The sequence below is a fragment of the Streptomyces sp. NPDC041814 genome, from assembly GCF_055590565.1.
In genome coordinates this window covers 1,208,903-1,228,555 of the sequence record NZ_JBVJAM010000001.1, presented here as the reverse complement: position 1 = coordinate 1,228,555, position 19,653 = coordinate 1,208,903, and the positions used below count along the sequence as shown (strand labels likewise).

Here is a 19,653-nt window from a genome sequence, read left to right as displayed (position 1 = left end):
GTTGATAGGCCAGATGTGGAAGCCCGGTAACGGGTGGAGCTGACTGGTACTAATAGGCCGAGGGCTTGTCCTCAGTTGCTCGCGTCCACTGTGTTAGTTCTGAAATAACGAACGGCCGTGTTGTTGTCCGGTTTGTTCAGAATTTCATAGTGTTTCGGTGGTCATTGCGTTAGGGAAACGCCCGGTTACATTTCGAACCCGGAAGCTAAGCCTTTCAGCGCCGATGGTACTGCAGGGGGGACCCTGTGGGAGAGTAGGACGCCGCCGAACAATCATTGTGGGAAAGCCCCGTGCCGATGGCACGGGGCTTTTTCGCGTTCTCGGCCAGATCACTCGGCCTCACCATGGATAGGACTGCCCCGGTTCGCCGCGCTACAGGCGCCCTGCTGCTTTGAGTGCCAGGTATGCATCGGCGAGCGCGGGCGCGAGATCTTCCGGTGGGGCGTCGACAACCACCACGCCGTGGCTTCGGAGCCGGTCCGCAGTACGGCGACGTCGAGCCTGGGCCTCGACTCCGGCGGCCGCCTCGTAAATCGCGTCCACTGTCCCGCGCGCGTCGGCCATGTCCGCGATGTGCGGGTCACTCACTGCTGCGACCACGACCGTGTGCCGCTGAGTGAGTTGAGGCAGTACGGGCAGCAACCCCTCCTCGACGGGAGCCGCGTCCAGGCTCGTCAGAAGCACCACGAGCGAGCGCCGAGGTGCCTGCGCGATGGCCGCCGCGACGAGCCCTCGTGCGTCCGTCTCCACGAGTTCCGGTTCCAGCGGTGTCAGGGCATCGACCATGGCCGGCAGGACATCCCCGGCAGCCCGACCCTGGACCCTCGCCCTCGTACGGCGGCTGTGAGCGAGCAGACCGACACGGTCGCCGGCGCGAGTGGCGAGTGCGGTGAGAAGCAAGGTCGCGTCCATTGCCGCGTCGAGCCGGGGCACATCGCCGACCCGGCCCGCCGAAGTACGCCCGGTATCGATGACGAAGAGGACATGCCGGTCGCGTTCGGGGCGCCAAGTTCGCACCGCGACTGCGGACTGCCGGGCGGTCGCACGCCAGTCGATCGACCGGACGTCGTCGCCGGCCACGTAGGCGCGCAGACTGTCGAACTCCGTGCCCGCCCCGCGCGTGAGAAGGCTGGTACGACCGTCCAGTTCGCGCATTCTGGCCAGCCGCGAAGGGAGATGCTTCCGGCTTGTGAACGGCGGAAGGACGCGCACCGTCCATGGCACGCGGTGGCTGCCCTGGCGCGCGGCCAGGCCCAGAGGCCCGAACGAGCGGACCGTGATCTGCTCGGCCCGTCGGTCACCGCGGCGGGCGGGACGCAGAATCGTGCTGATCCGCCTCCGTTCGCCGGGAGGGACGGTCAGCTCGTGGCGGGAGACGGCCGGCTCGGTTCCGGGAAGCCAGCTGCTCGGGGGCCATGCATCGCGGAGGTGGGCCCGCAGCGGGCGTCGCGAAGGGTTGACTACGGTGAGTTGCACTTCTGCCTGGTCACCAAGCCGTACGGATGTGTCACCGGATCGGGTGAACTGCAGCGTTCGCACTGGCGCGGCCAGGGCATAGTCGCACAGAATCGCAAGTGTGAGCGGGCCATCGACCGCGAGCATTCCCGTCCAGCTCGGGGCCACGATGGCTACAGGGAGTGATCCCAGAGCCGCCAGCAGGGCGGCGCGTCCGGTGAGGGCCACAGCTCATCGCCTCACCGGGGTACGGGGACTTGGGCGAGCACAGCGGTGATGACGGAGTCGGGGGTGACCCCTTCCATCTGGGCTTCGGGGCGCAGTTGGACGCGGTGTCGCAGTGTTGGGAGGGCCAGGGCCTTCACATCGTCCGGGGTCACATAGTCGCGGCCAGTGAGCCAGGCCCAGGCTCGGGCGGTGGACAGCAGAGCGGTGGCTCCACGGGGGGAGACACCGAGAGAGACCGAGGGGGAATCACGCGTGGCACGGCAGATATCGACTACGTATCCGGCGATCTCGGGGGAGACGCTCGTGCTGGCGACCGCGACGCGGGCGGCTTCGAGGTCTGCGGTTCCGGCGACCGGGCGGATGCCCGCAGCCTTCAGATCACGGGGATCGAACCCGTCGGCATGACGGGTCAGGACAGCGACCTCGTCATCACGCGTGGGCAGCGGGACGGTCAGTTTCAGTAGGAACCGGTCCAGTTGGGCTTCGGGGAGGGGGTATGTGCCCTCGTACTCGACCGGGTTCTGCGTCGCGGCGACGAGGAAGGGGTCGGGCAGCGGGCGGGGCGTGCCGTCGACAGTGACCTGGCGCTCTTCCATCGCCTCCAGGAGGGACGACTGCGTCTTGGGAGGGGTTCGGTTGATCTCGTCTGCGAGGAGGAGGTTGGTGAAGACGGGGCCGGGCTGGAAGGAGAACTCGGTCGTGCGCGCGTCATAGACGAGGGACCCGGTGACATCGCTCGGCATCAGGTCGGGTGTGAACTGCACCCGCTTGGTGTCCAGTTCGAGTGATGCGGCGAGGGCTCGGACCAGCAGGGTCTTGGCCACGCCGGGGACGCCCTCCAGGAGGACGTGCCCTCGGCAGAGGAGCGCGACGACAAGCCCGGTGACGGCGGGGTCCTGGCCGACCACGGCCTTGGCGATCTCGGAGCGCAGCGCTTCCAGGGCGGCGCGGGCCGCGTCGAGGGTGTCGGCGTCGGCGGGCCCATGGATGGTTCCAGGTGTCCCAGTGGTCGCGCGGGGCGGGGCGCTCATGAAGTTCGGACCTCTCTTTCGAGGGAGTCGAGTTGGTCGGCCAGAAGTACGAGGGCCCGGTCGTCGGCGGGGGCGGGGCCGAAGAGCAGGTCGCTGAGATCGCCTTGGGCCGGGCCGAGACGTGTGGAAAGAGCGGGGAGGAGCACTGCGGGGGAGTGAGCGTCCTGGGGGGAGACACCGGTGATTGGTGCCAGTGTGGTGCGGGTGGCGTGGCGGAGTGATGCGGCGGCGCGGTCGCGGGCGTTCGCCCTGCGGCCGAGCCGGGCTCGGCCTTCGGTGGACTCGGAGGCCCGGATAACCACGGGCAGGCGCTCGTTGACGAGGGGGCCCAGGCGGCGGGCGCGCCAGACCGCTGCGAGTACGGCGGCGATGGCGAGTTGCAGCGTGCCCCACAGCCAACCGGACGGGATCAGTTCGATGAAGCTGCTCCGGCCGTCCGCGGTGCCGTTGCCGGTGGTGTCGTCGTCGACCGCGCTGCCGGTGGCGGAGGGATCGGTGAGCGAGGGGAGGTACCAGATCAGATGAGGGCGGGAACCGAGGAGTTGCAGGGCCAGGGACGCGTTGCCCTGGTGGTCGAGACGCTTGTTGTACAGGAAGTCGGGGGAGCCGAGCAGAACGGTGTCGCCGGCTGCGGGCTCGCGCACAAGAAGCAGGGAGGGCAGGCCCCCTGCGGAGTAGCAGGCATCGGCATCGAGGCCGTCGGTGTCGTAGCGGATGCCCCCCGTCTCGGCGGCCCCGGCTCTCCGTGCCGCGGGCAGGGCGCAGTGCGGGGGACGTGCGACCACGGGGACGGCGGGTTTCGCGCGCACGCCGGGGGCCAGGGTGTCGAGAGAGGGGGCGTCGGCGCCCAGGAGCACCGTGCGGCCGGATGTGCCGGCGGTCGCCGTGCGCAGAGCCCTCTGCTGGTGGGGCGTCAGCAGGTTGGGGGCGGTGACCAGCAGTGTCGTATGGGGGCCGGTCGCGGATGCGGCTTCGTGGAGGGTGGTGACGACGCGGACGGATATGCCGTGCTCCTTGAGGAGTTCGGCGATGGCCCTGCTGCCGTGGCGGTCCGCCGAGCGGGGGTCGAGGCGGCCGTGCTGGTCCCCGGAGCGCGCGGCTGCCAGGGCTGTAGCGGCGACGACGAGAAGGAGGACGGCGAGCAGCACTCCCCGGGAGCGGCGCCATATCTCGTGAGGGGTGAGGGAAATGGAGGTGGAAGCAGCGGACGGGTCGGTGGCGGCCGGCGTCATTCGGCGGCCCCCTCGCGGGAGCCGGTCAGTCGTGGGGTGGCGGATTCGACGGCACGGTCGAGGTCGAGCAGAGTCAGGTACGCCGGGCGGTCGGCGGAGCGGCCTCCGTATGTGACGTCGTCGAAGACTCGGGCCGCCGCCCGTAGACGTGTGTCGTACGTGGGAAGGGCGCGGCCCGCCTCTGCGGCCGCTTCGTCGGCGGTGCGTCCGGGGCGGGGGTCCAGCAGGGCCCGTTCTTCGAGCGAGCGGACGACGGCACGCATCCGTTCCTGGACGGCCTGGTTCCAGCGGTCGGCGGCCGCGTGGGCCTCGGCGGCGGCACGGTGCTCCGCGGCGCTGCGTGGGCCGTGCGCGAAGAGCGTGTCCGTGGGCCTCCGGCCGGGCTGCGGGGCGCCCATCCGCCATCGGAGCGCGACCGCCAGGGCGAGGACGATCAGGAGGAGGACGATCAGGCCGGCAGGCCCGCCCGGTGCGGCGACGGAGGCCGCTGAGACGGCATCGCCGAACCAGGTCCACAGGTGGTCCAGAGCGCGCTGGAGGGGGTTCGGGTCGTTCTCGTGGTACGCGCCCTTGGACAGTTCGCGTCGGGCCGCCTCCCGGGCGGGGAGGCGGCCGGTGTCCACGGGGGCGCCGCCGCTCGCTCGTACCAGCAGTCGTGCTGTCGCATCGCCCGCCCCCGACACGGTGTCAGTTCCTGTTGTCGAAGCCGGGCAGACCCGCTGCCCTGGCCAGGTCGAGGTCGAGCGCTTCGCGGCGGATGCGCTGGTCCACGTAGAGAAGGGCCATGACTCCGGCGGAGAGCGGATACGTGATGGTGGCGGCGACCACGTCACCGATGGCGGAGACGATCAGGAAGGGCCAGCCGAACTGGGTGGCCTCCCCGGAAAGGAAGGAGCTCAGCGAACCGTCGTCCACGCCCACCGCGACGAGGCCGAAGGGGATGCCGACCACCAGCCCCACGATGAGCGTCAGCAGCCAGGTCAGGGCGAGAATGCCGAACGTCCGCCACCAGGCATCACGGACCAGCTTCGCGGAGCGCCGCATGGAAGCGGCGATGGGCTGCCGCTCCAGCATGAGCGCGGGGGCGGCCAGGCTGAACCGGACCGACAGCCAGAGGAAGACGGCCGTCGCGGCGAGCAGCCCGACGAATGCGAGGCCGGCTCCCGCCGTGTCGCCGACCAGGAACCCGGGGAGGATGCCGGCGGTCATGATCGCCCCGCCCATGACGGCGATCAGGAGGGTCAGCCCCAGCAGGGGGAGAAGCCTGGGGCGGGCCTCGGCCCAGGCTTCGGACAGGGTGACCGGGCGGCCCAGCACCGAGCGGCTGATCACCACGGTCAGTACCGACGTGGTGAAGATCGTGGCCACCATCGAGACCAGCAGGGGTGGGGCGAGGTCGAGGAGGCTGTAGCGGAGCGATTCGGTGGCCTGGCGGAGTGCCTCGGAGCCCGTGGCGTTGCTGTCGACCGAGGGCGGGTCGGGCAGCAGGAAGCGCTGGATGAGGAGGATGACGGCCTGGGCGACCACGGAGACTGCGAGCGTGATGCCGAGGACCGTGCGCCAGTGGGCGCGCATGGTGGAGACGGCGCCGTCGAGGATCTCGCCGATGCCGAGTGGCCGGAGCGGGATGACGCCGGGTTTCGCCGCCGGTGGCGGGCCGCCCCAGCCGGATCCCTGCGACGGTGTGCCCCAGCCGGATCCCCGCGGTGGGGCGTTCCAGCCGGGGCGCGTGCTGGGACCGGGGCCGGGTGTCGGGGTGCCCCAGCCCGGGCGGGGCGGCGGTGCGGCGGGGCCGGTGGGGCTCGGCGGGGTCCACTGGCCGGCGGGCGGTTGCTGGGCGGCCCAGGTTCCCGAGGGGGCGGTGTCGTCGGCCGGTTCGGAGGGGCGGGGGATGCCCGTTTCGGGACGGTCCGTGTCCCGGTCGGTCTGCCCTTGGCCGTCGGTCTCCCGGCGGTCCGCTTCCTGGCCCGGGGTTTTCCGGTCCGTGCCTTCCTGACCTGCCGCTTCCTGCCCCGGGGCCTGCTGACCCACCGATTCCCGGTCGGCCGAGGCGTGGGCCGGTGCTTCTCGGCCGGACGGCTCCTGGTGATCCGTTGCGCGGCCGCTCGTCTGCCGGTCGTCGGAGGGGGCGGATCCGGGCGAGGCCCAGCCCGGAGTGTCGTTCATTGTCGCTCCTTCGCGGTCCTGTCCGCGCGTCGCGGCGTCAGGGTGGCAGCCATCGTGCCACGCGTCGATGCTGTCCGGGCCTGGCCCCGTGACCGGCTCGTGCCTTCAAGACCGGGTGGGTCACCGGGCAGACTGGGTGGATGGCTGATCAGGACGCGCAATCGCCGGTGGGCAGCGAGCCCAACGGACTATCGTCAATTCGCTGGGACGAGCCTCCGGAAGGCCCCGTGCTGGTGCTTCTCGACCAGAGGCGGCTGCCCGCGGAGGAGACGGAACTGGTGTGCACCGATGTGCCGGCTCTGGTGGACGCGATCAGGACCCTTGCGGTGCGGGGGGCGCCCCTGCTGGGGATCGCCGGTGCCTACGGTGTGGCGCTGGCCGCGGTGCGGGGCTATGACGTGGCGGAGGCCACCGGGCTCCTGGCGCGGGCGCGGCCCACCGCCGTGAACCTGGGATACGGCGTGCGCCGGGCCGCCGCGGCCTATTGGGCGGCGCTCGACAAGGGTGCCGGTCAGGGGCGGGCCGGGGCGGCGGCGCTGGCGGAGGCCAGGGCACTGCACCGGGAGGACGCCGAGGCCAGCGTGCGGATGGCCGGGCACGGGCTCGCCCTGCTGGACGAGCTGGTTCCGGGCGGGGGCCACCGGCTGCTGACCCACTGCAACACGGGGGCCCTCGTCTCCGGGGGTGAGGGCACCGCGTTCGCGGTGGCGCTCGGCGCCCACCGGGAGGGGCGGCTGAGGCGGCTGTGGGTGGACGAGACCCGTCCGCTGTTGCAGGGCGCCCGGCTGACCGCGTACGAGGCGGCGCGCAACGGCATGCCGTACAGCCTGCTCACGGACAACGCGGCGGGGTCGCTGTTCGCGGCGGGTGAGGTGGACGCCGTGCTGATCGGGGCGGACCGCATCGCCGCGGACGGGTCGGTGGCCAACAAGGTGGGGAGCTACCCGCTGGCGGTGCTCGCCAAGTACCACCACGTACCGTTCATCGTCGTGGCGCCGACGACGACCGTGGATCTGCTCACGGCGGACGGGGCGTCCATCATTGTGGAGCAGCGCTCCGGCCGGGAAGTGACGGAGCTCACAGTCCCGCCGTTCGGAATGGGGGACGAGGAGGCGGGCGGGGTGCTCGTCGCCCCGGTGGGGGCTCAGTCGTACAACCCCGCCTTCGATGTCACGCCGCCGGAGCTGGTCACGGCGATCGTCACGGAGGAGGGCGTAATCTCGCCGGTCACGGGGGCCGGGCTGGCGGAGCTGTGTGCCAGATCATCGCAGGTAACGATTAGCTAATGGGATGATGTCGTTTATGAAGGGACGCGTCCTTGTCGTCGACGACGACACCGCACTGGCCGAGATGCTCGGGATTGTGCTGCGTGGTGAGGGTTTCGAGCCGTCGTTCGTAGCGGACGGCGACAAGGCACTTGCTGCATTTCGAGAGGCGAAGCCGGACCTGGTCCTGCTCGACCTCATGCTGCCCGGCAGGGACGGCATCGAGGTCTGCAGGCTGATCAGGGCCGAGTCGGGTGTGCCGATCGTCATGCTCACTGCCAAGAGCGACACGGTTGACGTGGTGGTGGGCCTGGAGTCCGGGGCCGACGACTACATCGTCAAGCCGTTCAAACCGAAGGAGTTGGTGGCCCGGATCAGGGCACGTCTGCGTAGGTCCGAAGAGCCGGCCCCCGAGCAGCTGACCATCGGGGACCTGGTCATAGACGTCGCCGGGCACTCGGTGAAGCGGGACGGGCAGTCCATCGCCCTGACGCCGCTGGAGTTCGACCTGCTGGTCGCGCTCGCGCGCAAGCCGTGGCAGGTCTTCACCCGGGAGGTGCTCCTGGAGCAGGTCTGGGGTTACCGGCACGCGGCGGACACCCGCCTGGTCAACGTGCATGTGCAGCGGCTCCGCTCCAAGGTCGAGAAGGACCCGGAGCGGCCGGAGATCGTGGTGACCGTCCGAGGCGTCGGTTACAAGGCCGGACCGAGCTGACATGTCCCTGGGTAGCACTGCTCCGAAGCCCGGGGAGCCGGGAGTCCGTGCGGAGCGGGCTGCCGGTTCAGGGCACACCTCGTCCCCCGTCGAGCGCTTCCTGCAGGGCGGCCGGTTGTTCCAGGACCGGGCGCCCGGCGGGCCGGTGCCGCGTTTGCTGATGCGCTGGGTGCGGCGTCCGCTGCTGCCCGCCGTGCGGCTGTGGCGGCGCAACCTCCAGCTGCGCGTCGTCGCGGGCACGCTGCTGATGTCGCTCGGAGTGGTGCTGCTGCTCGGCCTCGTCGTGATCGGGCAGGTGCGCAACGGCCTGCTCGACGCGAAGGGCAAGGCGGCCCAGACACAGGCCGCGGGCGGGTTCGCGGCCGCCCAGGAAAAGGCGAACGCGCCGCTCACCCCGGTCGCCGGTCAGGGCGATGACGCGGCGGACGGCACGACCGAGAACAACTCCTGGCGTACCGAGCTGGTCGACCAGCTCGCCAGTGGCGGCAAGAACGCCTTCAACGTGATGGCGCTCAGTGCCGACGAGGGTGCCCGGGCGCCCCGGGGTTCGGGGAACGTCAAGGCGACGAGCATTCCGCAGAGCCTGCGGGACGCGGTGAACAAGGGCCCTGGCGCCTTCCAGACGTACACGCTGATCCAGTACGAGGACGGGCAGGCGTCCCAGCCCGGCCTCATCGTCGGCAAGCGCCTCTACGACATCGACCGCGACCCGTACCAGCTGTACTACGTCTTCCCGCTCACGCAGGAGGAGAAGTCGCTGAACCTGGTCAAGGGCACCCTGGCGACCGCCGGCCTGTTCGTGGTGGTGCTGCTGGGCGCCATCGCCTGGTTCGTGGTGCGCCAGGTCGTCACCCCCGTACGCATGGCCGCGGGCATCGCCGAACGGCTCTCCGCCGGCCGGCTCCAGGAACGGATGAAGGTCACCGGCGAGGACGACATCGCCCGGCTCGGCGAAGCCTTCAACAAGATGGCGCAGAGCCTCCAGCTGAAGATCCAGCAGCTGGAGGAGCTGTCCCGGATGCAGCGGCGGTTCGTCTCGGACGTCTCGCACGAGCTGCGCACGCCCCTGACGACGGTACGGATGGCCGCCGACGTCATCCACGAGGCGCGGGTCGACTTCGACCCCATAACGGCCCGGTCGGCCGAGCTGCTGGGCGACCAGCTCGACCGCTTCGAGTCGCTGCTCTCGGACCTGCTGGAGATCAGCCGCTTCGACGCCGGTGCCGCCGCGCTGGAGGCGGAGCCGATAGACCTGCGGCAGGTGGTGCGCCGGGTGATCGGCGGCGCCGAGCCGCTCGCCGAGCGCAAGGGCACCCGGATCCGGGTCGTCGGCGACGAGCAGCCGGTGATCGCCGAGGCCGACGCGCGGCGCGTCGAGCGCGTCCTGCGCAACCTCGTCGTCAACGCCGTCGAGCATGGGGAAGGGCGCGACGTGGTCGTGCGCATGGGCGCGGCCGGCGGGGCGGTCGCCGTCGCCGTCCGGGACTACGGCGTGGGGCTGAAGCCCGGCGAGGCGACCCGGGTCTTCAACCGCTTCTGGCGGGCCGATCCGGCCCGGGCCCGGACCACCGGCGGCACCGGCCTCGGCCTCTCCATCGCGGTGGAGGACGCACGGCTGCACGGCGGCTGGCTCCAGGCATGGGGCGAGCCCGGCGGCGGTTCGCAGTTCCGGCTGACGCTGCCGCGCACGGCGGACGAGCCGCTGCGGGGCTCGCCGATACCACTGGAGCCGGAGGACTCGCGGCGCAACCGGGAGAGCCGGGAGCGGGCCGAGGACGCCGCCACGGACGCCTCCGGCACGAACACCGCGACGGGTGGCGGGCACAGGCTGCTGGCCGTGCCCTCGCAGCACACCGGTACGGGCCGTGCCCCGTTGCCCGGCCGGGCAGCCGTGCCGGCCAGGACCGCGCCCGCTTCGGTGCACCCGGCGGCCCTGCCGGGCAACGGGGCACGGGTGGTGCCGCGTCCCTCGGAGGAGCGGCAGGCCGGGCACAACGACTCTCCGGGGCGTGAACCGGGGCGGGAGGACACGATCCGTGAGGACTGACCGTCGTCAGAACGGCCGTGGCCGTGTGGTGGGGGCGACCGTGCTGGTCGGATGCGGCGCGCTCGTGCTGTCCGCGTGCGGTTCGATGCCCGTCTCCGGGGACATCAAGGCCGTCGACGCCTCGCAGCCCGGCGACTCCCAGGTGCAGGTCTACGCGGTCGCCCCGCGGGACGGCGCCACCCCGAACGAGGTGGTGGACGGCTTCCTGGAGTCGATGACCAGCGACGACTCCGACTTCCGGACGACCCGCAAGTACCTCACCAAGGAAGCGTCGCGGCGGTGGAGGCCGAGCGCGGACACCACCGTGCTGGCCAAGGCGCCGAACCGGAGCGACCGCCCGGTCCACGACCACGACCGTTCCACGACCGAGGTCACCTACACCCTCACGGGGGAGCAGGTGGCGACGGTCGACGCGCAGAACGCGTACCAGCCGCTCGTTCCGACGGATTTCTCCCGCACGCTCCACCTGGTGCGGGAGAAGACGCCGGACGGCAAGGAATGGCGCATCGACTCCGTGCCGGACGGCCTGGTGCTCGGCCAGTCCGACTTCAAGCGGCTGTACCGCTCGGTCAATAAGTACTACTTCGCGAACGGGCGGTCCGACGCGGAGGCCACCCTCGTCGCCGACCCTGTCTACCTCCGCAACCGGACCGATCCCTCGACCGGGCTGGACACGGTGACGCAGGCGGTCCGCAGCCTTCTGCGGGGCCCGACCGACTGGCTGCGGCCGGCCGTCGCCTCGCGCTTCCCCAAGGGGACGGACCTCAGGAAGGGGGTCGTCTCGCTGACGCCCGACGACCGCAACGTCCTGAAGGTCCCGCTCGACAAGAAGGCGGACGGGACCGGGCAGCGGGTCTGCCGGATGATGGCCTCGCAGGTCCTCTTCACTCTCCGGGACCTGACGTCCGCGCGGGTCGAGCAGGTGGAGTTGCAGCGTTCCGACGGTTCGCCGCTGTGCGTGCTCGACGCGGACCAGGCCGAGGAGTACGCCCCCGACGGCTCCTCGGGCGGACCCGACAGCCAGTACTTCGTCGATGCCAAGGGCCGGGTGGAGCGCATCCCGGGCAGCACCAGGGGCAGCGGCGAGCCGGAGCCGGTGGCTGGTCCCTTCGGCGACGGCTCGCTGAAGGTGAGCGCGGTCGGCGTGGCCCGGGACGAGCAGTCGGCGGCGGCGCTCTCCCAGCACAACGAATCGCTCTACGTGACCTCCATCGCCGCGGACGGCGAGCTGCCCGTACCGGCCCTGACGAGCAAGGCGGCCGACCCCGAGGACCGGCTGACGGCGCCCAGCTGGGACGGCCGGGGCGATCTCTGGGTCGCCGACCGCGATCCGGAGAACTCCCGGCTGCTGAGGCTGCCCGACGGCACGGGAAAGCCGCAGGAAGTGACCATGCCGAGCCTGGGTGGCAGCCGGATCGCCGGGCTGCGGCTCTCCTCGGACGGGGTACGCATAGCGCTGCTGCTGACGAAGGACGGCCACACCACGCTGAAGATCGGCAGGATCGAGCGGCTCGGCCCGCAGGACGACGCCGAGGTGTCCGTGGTCGACCTGCGTCAGGCGGCGCCGCAGCTCGCGGACGTGACGGCGGTGTCCTGGTCCGGCCGCAGCCGCCTCGTGGTCGTCGGCAAGGAGCAGGGCGGCGTCCAGCAGGTCCGCTACGTGCAGGCGGACGGCTCGACTCCCTCCTCGGGCGTCCTGCCCGGGGTGAACCAGGTGCTGGCCATCGCGGCCGCCGACGACGAACAGCTGCCGCTGATGGCGGACACCTTCGGTGACGGGATAGTGAAGCTGCTCCCCGGCGACAACTGGCAGACGGTCCTCAAGGAGGGCTCGGCGCTGGTCTACCCGGGCTGACACCCGCCCCCTCCAGAGGTTTTCCACAGGGGTGGCCCGCCGGCTCCGGGAGGGGCACAGTTGAGGTGTGCGGGGGTGGTGGCGGGAGATCAGCGGGCTCGTTCTTCCGGTGTCCTGCGGCGGCTGCGGCAGGACACGGACGGAGCTGTGCGAGGCGTGCGGCGCGCAGCTGCACGGCGGGGCGCCGCGCCGGGTGCGGCCCTCGCCGGAGCCACCCGGGCTGCCCGTGGTGCATGCCGCCGCCGGCTACGAGGGCGCGGTGCGGTCGGTTCTGCTGGCCCACAAGGAGCGCGGAGTGCTCGCGATGGCCCGCCCGCTCGGCCGGTCGCTGGCGAGTGCGGTACGGGCCGGAGCCGGGCGGGATCCGGACGGGCGGCCGCTGCTGCTCGTACCGGTGCCCTCCGCGCGCCGTGCGGTGGCGGCACGCGGGCACGACCCGGCACGGCGTATCGCGCTGGCGGCGGCCGCGCAGCTCCGGAGGGACGGCGTCCCGGCCACCGTCGCCGCGGTGCTGCGGCAGCGGCGGGCGGTGGCCGACCAGTCGGGTCTGACCGCGGCGGAGCGCGCGGCCAACCTCGCCGGGGCGCTGGATGTGGCGGCCGGGGGTGGGCGGCTGCTCACCGCCGGACGGGTGGTGCTGGTGGACGACCTGCTGACCACGGGGGCCACGCTGGCCGAGGCGGCCCGGGCTCTCGGAGCGGTCGCCTGCGGGCACGCCGGGCCCTCCGTCGTGCGCGACGCGGCCGTGGTCGCTGCGTCCCCCTTGGCGTTCGACGCAGCATGTCCCCTCGGACAGGAAATAAACCGGAACTGGAACTGAACTTGCATCGTTGCAGGTAGTGAGTGGGTAAAAAGACCTGAACGGAGGTACGCGCGAGTAGCGGGTGCCGACAACCGGCCGAGCAGGCTATGTTCGGTTGTGAGGAATGGTGAATGCCGGCCCTCGACGAATGCACCATCAGGTTTCGGGCAGGCGACCCACCAGCGGTTCGGAAACCGGAAATCCGGTGGGGTGGAAACCTCGCCGGCGGGGGAGGAGGAGGTGGAAGTCACCGAGTCCGCGGCCCCGGCCACCCCCGGGGCCTGGTGCAAAAGGGAGATGCTCCGCCGTCGAGCGGAGCGATCCGGGAACGGAGTTCTGCGTGGACATCGTCGTCAAGGGCCGCAAGACCGAGGTGCCCGAGCGGTTCCGGAAGCACGTGGCCGAGAAGCTGAAGCTGGACAAGATCCAGAAGTTCGACGGCAAGGTGATCAGCCTCGACGTGGAGGTGTCCAAGGAGCCGAACCCTCGGCAGGCCGACCGCTCCGACCGGGTGGAGATCACGCTCCGCTCGCGTGGGCCGGTCATCAGGGCAGAGGCGGCCGCAGGCGACCCGTACGCAGCGCTGGACCTGGCCACCGGCAAGCTGGAGGCCCGGCTGCGCAAGCAGCACGACAAGCGCTACAGCCGTCGGGGCACGGGACGCATCCCCGCTGCCGAGGTCGGAGAGATGGTGCCGGACGCGGCATCCTTCAACGGTGACGGCGAGCTGATTCCCGACGAGACGGCACAGTCCGTACCCACCACCAGGATCGGTTCGCTCGAGGTACAGGGCGAAGGACCGCTGGTGATGCGCGAGAAGACGCACGTCGCGGCGCCCATGTCGCTCGACCAGGCTCTCTACGAGATGGAACTGGTCGGACACGACTTCTATCTGTTCGTGGACAACGAGACGAAGGAACCCAGTGTCGTCTACCGGCGGCACGCCTACGACTACGGTGTCATTCATCTGAGGACCGATCCGCTGGCCGCCGACGAGGCGGGCGGCGCGGGCGGCGCGCTCGGCGGCTGACGCCACCATCGAGTGGTGCCCCTGGAGCGTCCGTACGCCCCCAGGGGCACCCGTCTGTCACCAAGTCATCACCGCACTGCCGTCCCGGCATGAAATCATGGCGGCCCAAGCCAATCGGTGCTCTGTGAACTGCCGTTGGCGGACCGTTCGTGAATTTCAGGCCGTGGCCTTCAGGGGGAGGAACGATGGCGGACACCTTCGGGCCCGTGCGCGACGCGAGTGATGCCGACGACGCACGCCACCTCGGCGGTGCGGACCGGGACGGCGGCTACCGCAAGGAGCCCATCCGGGTCCTAGTGGTGGACGACCACGCGCTCTTTCGCAGAGGTCTGGAGATCGTCCTCGCGCACGAGGAGGACATCGAGGTCGTCGGCGAGGCCGGGGACGGCGCCGAGGCGGTCGACAAGGCGGCCGACCTGCTCCCGGACATCGTGCTGATGGATGTGCGGATGCCGCGGCGCGGTGGAATCGAAGCCTGCACGTCCATCAAGGAAGTGGCCCCCAGCGCGAAGATCATCATGCTGACGATCAGCGACGAGGAGGCCGATCTCTACGAGGCGATCAAAGCAGGGGCCACGGGTTATCTCCTCAAGGAGATCTCCACGGACGAGGTGTCCACCGCGATTCGCGCGGTCGCCGACGGGCAGTCCCAGATCAGCCCGTCCATGGCGTCGAAACTGCTCACCGAGTTCAAGTCGATGATCCAGCGCACCGACGAACGCCGTCTGGTGCCGGCGCCCAGGCTCACCGAACGGGAACTGGAAGTCCTCAAACTGGTCGCGACCGGCATGAACAATCGCGATATCGCGAAGGAACTGTTCATTTCCGAGAACACCGTGAAGAACCACGTCCGCAACATTCTGGAGAAGCTCCAGCTCCACTCCCGGATGGAAGCGGTCGTCTACGCGATGCGGGAGAAGATCCTGGAGATCCGGTGAGCCGGCGCGACGGCCGGCAGCACACCGGGCGCGGTCAGGCCAGCAGGCGGGCGATCTCCGCCGCGAGCGGCCCGCGCAGCTCCGGAGCCTCCACCCGCTCCAGCCGGACGTCCGTGCAGCCGACCCAGGAAGCCGCCTCCACCAGGGCCTGAGCCATCGGCGCCACGGCCTTCGCGCCCGCCAGGGACACCTGCCGGGCGATCAGCGTCGTACCCTCGCGGGCCGGGTCGACGCGGCCCTGAAGTCGCCCGCCCGCCAGCAGGGGCATCGCGAAATAGCCGTGGACCCGCTTCTGCTTGGGCACGTACGCCTCAAGTCGGTGGGTGAAGCCGAAGATCCGCTCGGTCCGCGCCCGCTCCCAGACCAGCGAGTCGAACGGGGAGAGCAGCGTCGTGCGGTGCCGGCCCCGGGGCTCGGAGGCCAGCGCCGCCGGGTCCGCCCACGCAGGCTTGGACCAGCCCTCCACGGCCACGGGCACCAGCCCGGAGTCCGCCACCACGGCGTCGAACTGCTCGCCCTTGAGGCGGTGGTAGTCGGCGATGTCCGCCCGGGTGCCCACGCCCAGCGACTGCCCGGCGAGCGCGACGAGGCGGCGCAGGCACTCGGCGTCGTCCAGGTCGTCGTGCAGCACGGTGTCGGGCAGGGCGCGCTCCGCGAGGTCGTACACCCGCTTCCAGCCGCGCCGCTCGGTGCACACCACCTCGCCGTACATCAGGGCCCGTTCGACGGCGACCTTCGAGGCGGACCAGTCCCACCACTCCCCGCCGTTCTTCGCGCCGCCCAGCTCCGTCGCCGTCAGCGGGCCCTCGGCGGTCAACTGCTTGATGACGGTGTCGTACGCGCCGTCCGGCAGGTCGTGGGACCACTGCGGCCGGGCCCGGTAGGCGCGTCGTCGGAACGCGAAGTGCGGCCACTCCTCGACGGGCAGGATGCACGCCGCGTGCGACCAGTACTCGAAGGCGCGGCCGCCCGACCAGTACGCTTCCTCGACCGTGCGCCGCCCGATCGCGCCCAGGCGCGCGTACGGGATCAGCTCGTGCGAGCGGGCCAGCACCGAGATCGTGTCCAGCTGTACGGCGCCGAGGTGGCGCAGCACCCCGGGCACCCCCGACCGGCGGTCCGGTGCGCCCAGGAAGCCCTGGGCGCGCAGGGCTATCCTGCGGGCCTGGTCGGCGGAGAGTTCGACTGCGGGTGGCTGCACAGACGTCATGCTCCGCACTCTAGGGGGCGGGACTGACACCGCTCGCCGGTACGTAGGCGGCGGTGCCCGGCAGACCCAGGTCCGCGGGGAGCAGCGCGCCCACCCACGTGTCGCGGCGTACGCCCTTGTTGAGCAGCCCCGAGCGCTGCTCGCCCTCCATGCGGAAGCCCGCGCGCAGCGCGACGGCCCGCGAGGGGACGTTGCCGACCTCCGCACGCCACTCCAGCCGGTCGCAGCCGAGTGCGGTGAAGGACCAGTGGGCGGCGCACAGGACGGCCTCGGTCATGTAGCCGCGGCCGCGGCGCTCCGCGGCGGTCCAGAAGCCGATCTCGTACGTCCCCGAGAGAGTCCGCCGGTTGACGCCGAGCGCGCCGATGAGCGCGCCGTCCTCACGGGTCCGCACCGCGAAGTTGTACATCGAGCCGTCCCGCCAGCCCTCGGGCGAGAGGCGTTCGGTGAAGAATTCCGCGTCGGCGCGCGCATACGGCGAGGGGACGACCGTCCAGCGCTGGATGTCCGGGTCCTGGCATGCCTCGTACACCGCGTCGGTGTCCTCGGGAGCGAAGGGACGCAGCTGCAGGCGGTCGGTGGTGAGGGTGATCGGTTCCAAGGGTTCCATGAAGGGATTCTGGTGAGGCGCCGGTGAGGACGCGAGTAGTTTTCGTGGTTCCCCGGCACCTTCGGTGCCCTTCGTCCGTTGACTCTGAAGGGCACCGCGGGGACAACGCGGTGGCAGCCCTCCCGGCGCGGCGGGGTCCTCGCTTACGATGACCGTTGCGGTGGGGCCCACCTGCCGTGCCCGTGCCCGAGTCCATCACACGACCCAGTGCCCAGGCCCGACCGGCAAGGAGACCAGCCTCAGTGTCCGTCTTCAACAAGCTCATGCGTGCAGGCGAAGGCAAGATCCTGCGCAAACTGCACCGCATCGCGGACCAGGTCAGCTCCATCGAAGAGGACTTCGTCAACCTCTCCGACGCCGAGCTGCGGGCGCTCACCGACGAGTACAAGGAACGGTACGCGGACGGCGAGAGCCTGGACGACCTGCTTCCCGAGGCGTTCGCCACCGTCCGCGAGGCGGCCAAGCGCGTCCTCGGCCAGCGCCACTACGACGTCCAGATCATGGGCGGCGCCGCGCTGCACCTCGGCTATGTGGCCGAGATGAAGACCGGTGAGGGCAAGACCCTCGTCGGCACGCTGCCCGCGTATCTGAACGCGCTGTCGGGCGACGGCGTCCACCTGATCACGGTGAACGACTACCTGGCCTCGCGCGACTCCGAGATGATGGGCCGGGTCCACAAGTTCCTCGGCCTCAGCGTCGGCTGCATCATCGCGAACATGACTCCGGCCCAGCGCCGTGAGCAGTACGCCTGCGACATCACGTACGGCACGAACAACGAGTTCGGGTTCGACTACCTCCGCGACAACATGGCATGGGCGAAGGACGAGCTGGTCCAGCGCGGCCACAACTTCGCGATCGTGGACGAGGTCGACTCGATCCTGGTGGACGAGGCCCGTACACCGCTGATCATCTCCGGTCCCGCCGACCAGGCCACCAAGTGGTACGGCGACTTCGCCAAGCTGGTCACGCGCCTCACCAAGGGCGAGGCGGGCAACCCGCTCAAGGGCATCGAGGAGACCGGCGACTACGAGGTCGACGAGAAGAAGCGGACCGTGGCGATCCACGAGTCCGGTGTCTCCAAGGTCGAGGACTGGCTCGGCATCGACAACCTGTACGAGTCGGTGAACACCCCCCTCGTCGGGTACCTCAACAACGCCATCAAGGCCAAGGAACTCTTCAAGAAGGACAAGGACTACGTCGTCATCGACGGCGAAGTCATGATCGTTGACGAGCACACCGGCCGTATCCTCGCCGGCCGCCGCTACAACGAGGGCATGCACCAGGCGATCGAGGCGAAGGAAGGGGTGGACATCAAGGACGAGAACCAGACGCTCGCCACGATCACCCTGCAGAACTTCTTCCGCCTCTACAACAAGCTCTCCGGCATGACCGGTACGGCGATGACCGAGGCCGCCGAGTTCCACCAGATCTACAAGCTGGGCGTCGTGCCGATCCCGACGAACCGGCCGATGCAGCGCGTCGACCAGTCGGACCTGATCTACCGCACCGAGGTCGCGAAGTTCGCCGCCGTCGTGGACGACATCGCCGAGAAGCACGAGAAGGGGCAGCCGATCCTCGTCGGCACCACCTCCGTCGAGAAGTCGGAGTACCTCTCGCAGCAGCTCTCCAAGCGCGGTGTCCAGCACGAGGTGCTGAACGCCAAGCAGCACGACCGGGAGGCGACGATCGTCGCCCAGGCCGGCCGCAAGGGCGCGGTGACCGTCGCGACGAACATGGCCGGACGAGGCACCGACATCAAGCTCGGCGGCAACCCGGACGACCTCGCCGAGGCGGAGCTGCGGCAGCGCGGGCTCGACCCCGTCGAGCACGTCGAGGAGTGGGCGGCCGCCCTTCCCGCCGCGCTGGAGAAGGCCGAGGAGTCCGTGCGGGCGGAGTTCGAGGAGGTCAAGGATCTCGGCGGGCTGTACGTGCTGGGCACCGAGCGGCACGAGTCGCGCCGCATCGACAACCAGCTGCGCGGTCGTTCCGGCCGTCAGGGAGACCCGGGCGAGTCCCGCTTCTACCTGTCGCTCGGCGACGACCTGATGCGGCTGTTCAAGGCGCAGATGGTCGAGCGCGTCATGTCGATGGCCAACGTGCCGGACGATGTGCCGATCGAGAACAAGATGGTGACCCGGGCGATCGCCTCCGCGCAGTCGCAGGTCGAGCAGCAGAACTTCGAGACGCGTAAGAACGTCCTGAAGTACGACGAGGTGCTCAACCGGCAGCGTGAGGTCATCTACGGGGAGCGGCGCAGGGTCCTGGAGGGCGAGGACCTCCAGGAGCAGATCCGCCACTTCATGGACGACACGATCGACGACTACATCCGCCAGGAGACGGCGGAGGGCTTCGCGGAGGAGTGGGACCTCGACCGGCTGTGGGGCGCGTTCAAGCAGCTCTACCCGGTGAAGGTCACCGTCGCCGAGCTGGAGGAGACCGCGGGCGACCTGGCCGGGGTCACGGCGGAGTTCATCGCGGAGTCGGTCAAGGAAGACATCCACGAGCAGTACGACGAGCGGGAGAAGACGCTCGGCTCCGAGATCATGCGTGAGCTGGAGCGGCGTGTGGTGCTGTCCGTCCTGGACCGGAAGTGGCGTGAGCACCTCTACGAGATGGACTACCTCCAGGAGGGCATCGGCCTGCGGGCCATGGCGCAGAAGGACCCGCTGGTCGAGTACCAGCGCGAGGGCTTCGACATGTTCAACGCCATGATGGAGGGCATCAAGGAGGAGTCCGTCGGCTACCTGTTCAACCTGGAGGTCCAGGTCGAGCAGCAGGTCGAGGAGGTGCCGGTCGAGGACGCGGCGACCTCGCTGTCCAAGGAGGACGCGGTGCCGGCCTCGCGGCCGGAGATCCGGGCGAAGGGGCTGGACGCTCCACAGCGGCCGGATCGGCTGCACTTCTCCGCTCCCACGGTTGACGGGGAGGGCGGGGTTGTCGAGGGCGACTTCGCGAATGTGGACAGTGACGGTGGGGCCGGAGGGGCGCCCGATGGGCTCACCCGGGCGGAGCGGCGTAAGGCGCAGAAGTCTTCTGGGGGGCGGCGGCGCAAGAAGTAGCTTGCGCTGA

At 70.5% G+C, this 19,653-nt stretch carries 15 protein-coding genes and 2 rRNA genes; 10 read left to right on the top strand and 7 right to left on the bottom strand.

The features are described from left to right. A 23S ribosomal RNA gene (locus ACZ6C6_RS05505) occupies window positions 1-73 on the top strand; the annotation flags it as partial. A gap of 80 nt (window positions 74-153) precedes the next feature. After that, a 5S ribosomal RNA gene (gene rrf, locus ACZ6C6_RS05500) occupies window positions 154-270 on the top strand. A 102-nt stretch (window positions 271-372) separates the two neighbouring features. Here rrf and ACZ6C6_RS05495 read toward each other — a convergent pair. Genes ACZ6C6_RS05495 through ACZ6C6_RS05475 form a run of 5 tightly spaced genes read right to left on the bottom strand, consistent with a single transcriptional unit; the run spans window position 373 to window position 6,112 of the window. Beyond that, window positions 373-1,683, bottom strand: a complete 1,311-nt coding sequence (locus ACZ6C6_RS05495) for a DUF58 domain-containing protein (RefSeq protein WP_469199245.1) — start codon at window positions 1,681-1,683, stop codon at window positions 373-375. Between the two features lie 11 nt (window positions 1,684-1,694). Then, on the bottom strand, window positions 1,695-2,714 hold the full coding sequence (locus ACZ6C6_RS05490) for an AAA family ATPase (protein WP_469199243.1): 1,020 nt from the start codon (window positions 2,712-2,714) through the stop codon (window positions 1,695-1,697). Then, entirely contained in the window at window positions 2,711-3,946 is a 1,236-nt protein-coding gene (locus ACZ6C6_RS05485; protein WP_469199242.1) for a DUF4350 domain-containing protein, read from the bottom strand. Before ACZ6C6_RS05485 ends, ACZ6C6_RS05490 begins: the two co-directional genes overlap by 4 nt. Beyond that, entirely contained in the window at window positions 3,943-4,629 is a 687-nt protein-coding gene (locus tag ACZ6C6_RS05480) for a DUF4129 domain-containing protein (protein ID WP_469199240.1), read from the bottom strand. The genes ACZ6C6_RS05485 and ACZ6C6_RS05480 overlap by 4 nt, the downstream gene beginning before the upstream one ends. Window positions 4,630-4,633: 4 nt before the next feature. Then, window positions 4,634-6,112 carry a glycerophosphoryl diester phosphodiesterase membrane domain-containing protein gene (locus tag ACZ6C6_RS05475; RefSeq protein WP_469199238.1) on the bottom strand — a complete coding sequence of 493 codons (1,479 nt, stop codon included), beginning with the start codon at window positions 6,110-6,112 and terminating at the stop codon, window positions 4,634-4,636. Between the two features lie 140 nt (window positions 6,113-6,252). Here ACZ6C6_RS05475 and mtnA point away from each other — a divergent pair, with 140 nt between their 5' ends. The 7 genes from mtnA (at window position 6,253) to ACZ6C6_RS05440 (ending at window position 14,764) form a co-directional block, all read left to right on the top strand. Further along, window positions 6,253-7,398, top strand: a complete 1,146-nt coding sequence (gene mtnA, locus ACZ6C6_RS05470) for an S-methyl-5-thioribose-1-phosphate isomerase (RefSeq protein WP_469199236.1) — start codon at window positions 6,253-6,255, stop codon at window positions 7,396-7,398. A gap of 4 nt (window positions 7,399-7,402) precedes the next feature. After that, window positions 7,403-8,092, top strand: a complete 690-nt coding sequence (mtrA, locus tag ACZ6C6_RS05465; RefSeq protein WP_005316841.1) for a two-component system response regulator MtrA — start codon at window positions 7,403-7,405, stop codon at window positions 8,090-8,092. A 1-nt stretch (window position 8,093) separates the two neighbouring features. Continuing rightward, window positions 8,094-10,139 (top strand): MtrAB system histidine kinase MtrB, encoded by a 2,046-nt coding sequence (gene mtrB / locus ACZ6C6_RS05460; RefSeq protein ID WP_469199234.1) that lies wholly within the window; start codon window positions 8,094-8,096, stop codon window positions 10,137-10,139. Then, window positions 10,129-11,994 carry an LpqB family beta-propeller domain-containing protein gene (locus ACZ6C6_RS05455; RefSeq protein ID WP_469199232.1) on the top strand — a complete coding sequence of 622 codons (1,866 nt, stop codon included), beginning with the start codon at window positions 10,129-10,131 and terminating at the stop codon, window positions 11,992-11,994. The genes mtrB and ACZ6C6_RS05455 overlap by 11 nt, the downstream gene beginning before the upstream one ends. Window positions 11,995-12,061: 67 nt before the next feature. Further along, on the top strand, window positions 12,062-12,814 hold the full coding sequence (locus tag ACZ6C6_RS05450) for a ComF family protein (protein ID WP_469199230.1): 753 nt from the start codon (window positions 12,062-12,064) through the stop codon (window positions 12,812-12,814). A 322-nt stretch (window positions 12,815-13,136) separates the two neighbouring features. Further along, complete coding sequence (gene hpf / locus ACZ6C6_RS05445) at window positions 13,137-13,826, top strand: ribosome hibernation-promoting factor, HPF/YfiA family (RefSeq protein WP_361035379.1); 690 nt, start codon at window positions 13,137-13,139, stop codon at window positions 13,824-13,826. A gap of 185 nt (window positions 13,827-14,011) precedes the next feature. Next, the gene (locus ACZ6C6_RS05440) at window positions 14,012-14,764 is read left to right on the top strand and encodes a response regulator (RefSeq protein ID WP_469199228.1); all 753 of its coding nucleotides are present in this window, start codon (window positions 14,012-14,014) and stop codon (window positions 14,762-14,764) included. Between the two features lie 34 nt (window positions 14,765-14,798). Here the strand turns inward: ACZ6C6_RS05440 and ACZ6C6_RS05435 are convergent, their stop codons facing one another. Together ACZ6C6_RS05435 and ACZ6C6_RS05430 are read right to left on the bottom strand one after the other, a co-directional pair. After that, window positions 14,799-15,974, bottom strand: coding sequence for a winged helix-turn-helix domain-containing protein (locus ACZ6C6_RS05435; RefSeq protein ID WP_469199226.1), 1,176 nt, complete (start codon window positions 15,972-15,974; stop codon window positions 14,799-14,801). A 10-nt stretch (window positions 15,975-15,984) separates the two neighbouring features. Further along, the gene (locus tag ACZ6C6_RS05430; RefSeq protein ID WP_469199358.1) at window positions 15,985-16,575 is read right to left on the bottom strand and encodes a GNAT family N-acetyltransferase; all 591 of its coding nucleotides are present in this window, start codon (window positions 16,573-16,575) and stop codon (window positions 15,985-15,987) included. 251 nt (window positions 16,576-16,826) lie between these two features. On the opposite strand from ACZ6C6_RS05430, the gene secA reads away from it, so the two are divergent. Next, window positions 16,827-19,643, top strand: coding sequence for a preprotein translocase subunit SecA (gene secA, locus ACZ6C6_RS05425; RefSeq protein ID WP_469199224.1), 2,817 nt, complete (start codon window positions 16,827-16,829; stop codon window positions 19,641-19,643). Window positions 19,644-19,653 lie beyond the last annotated feature (10 nt).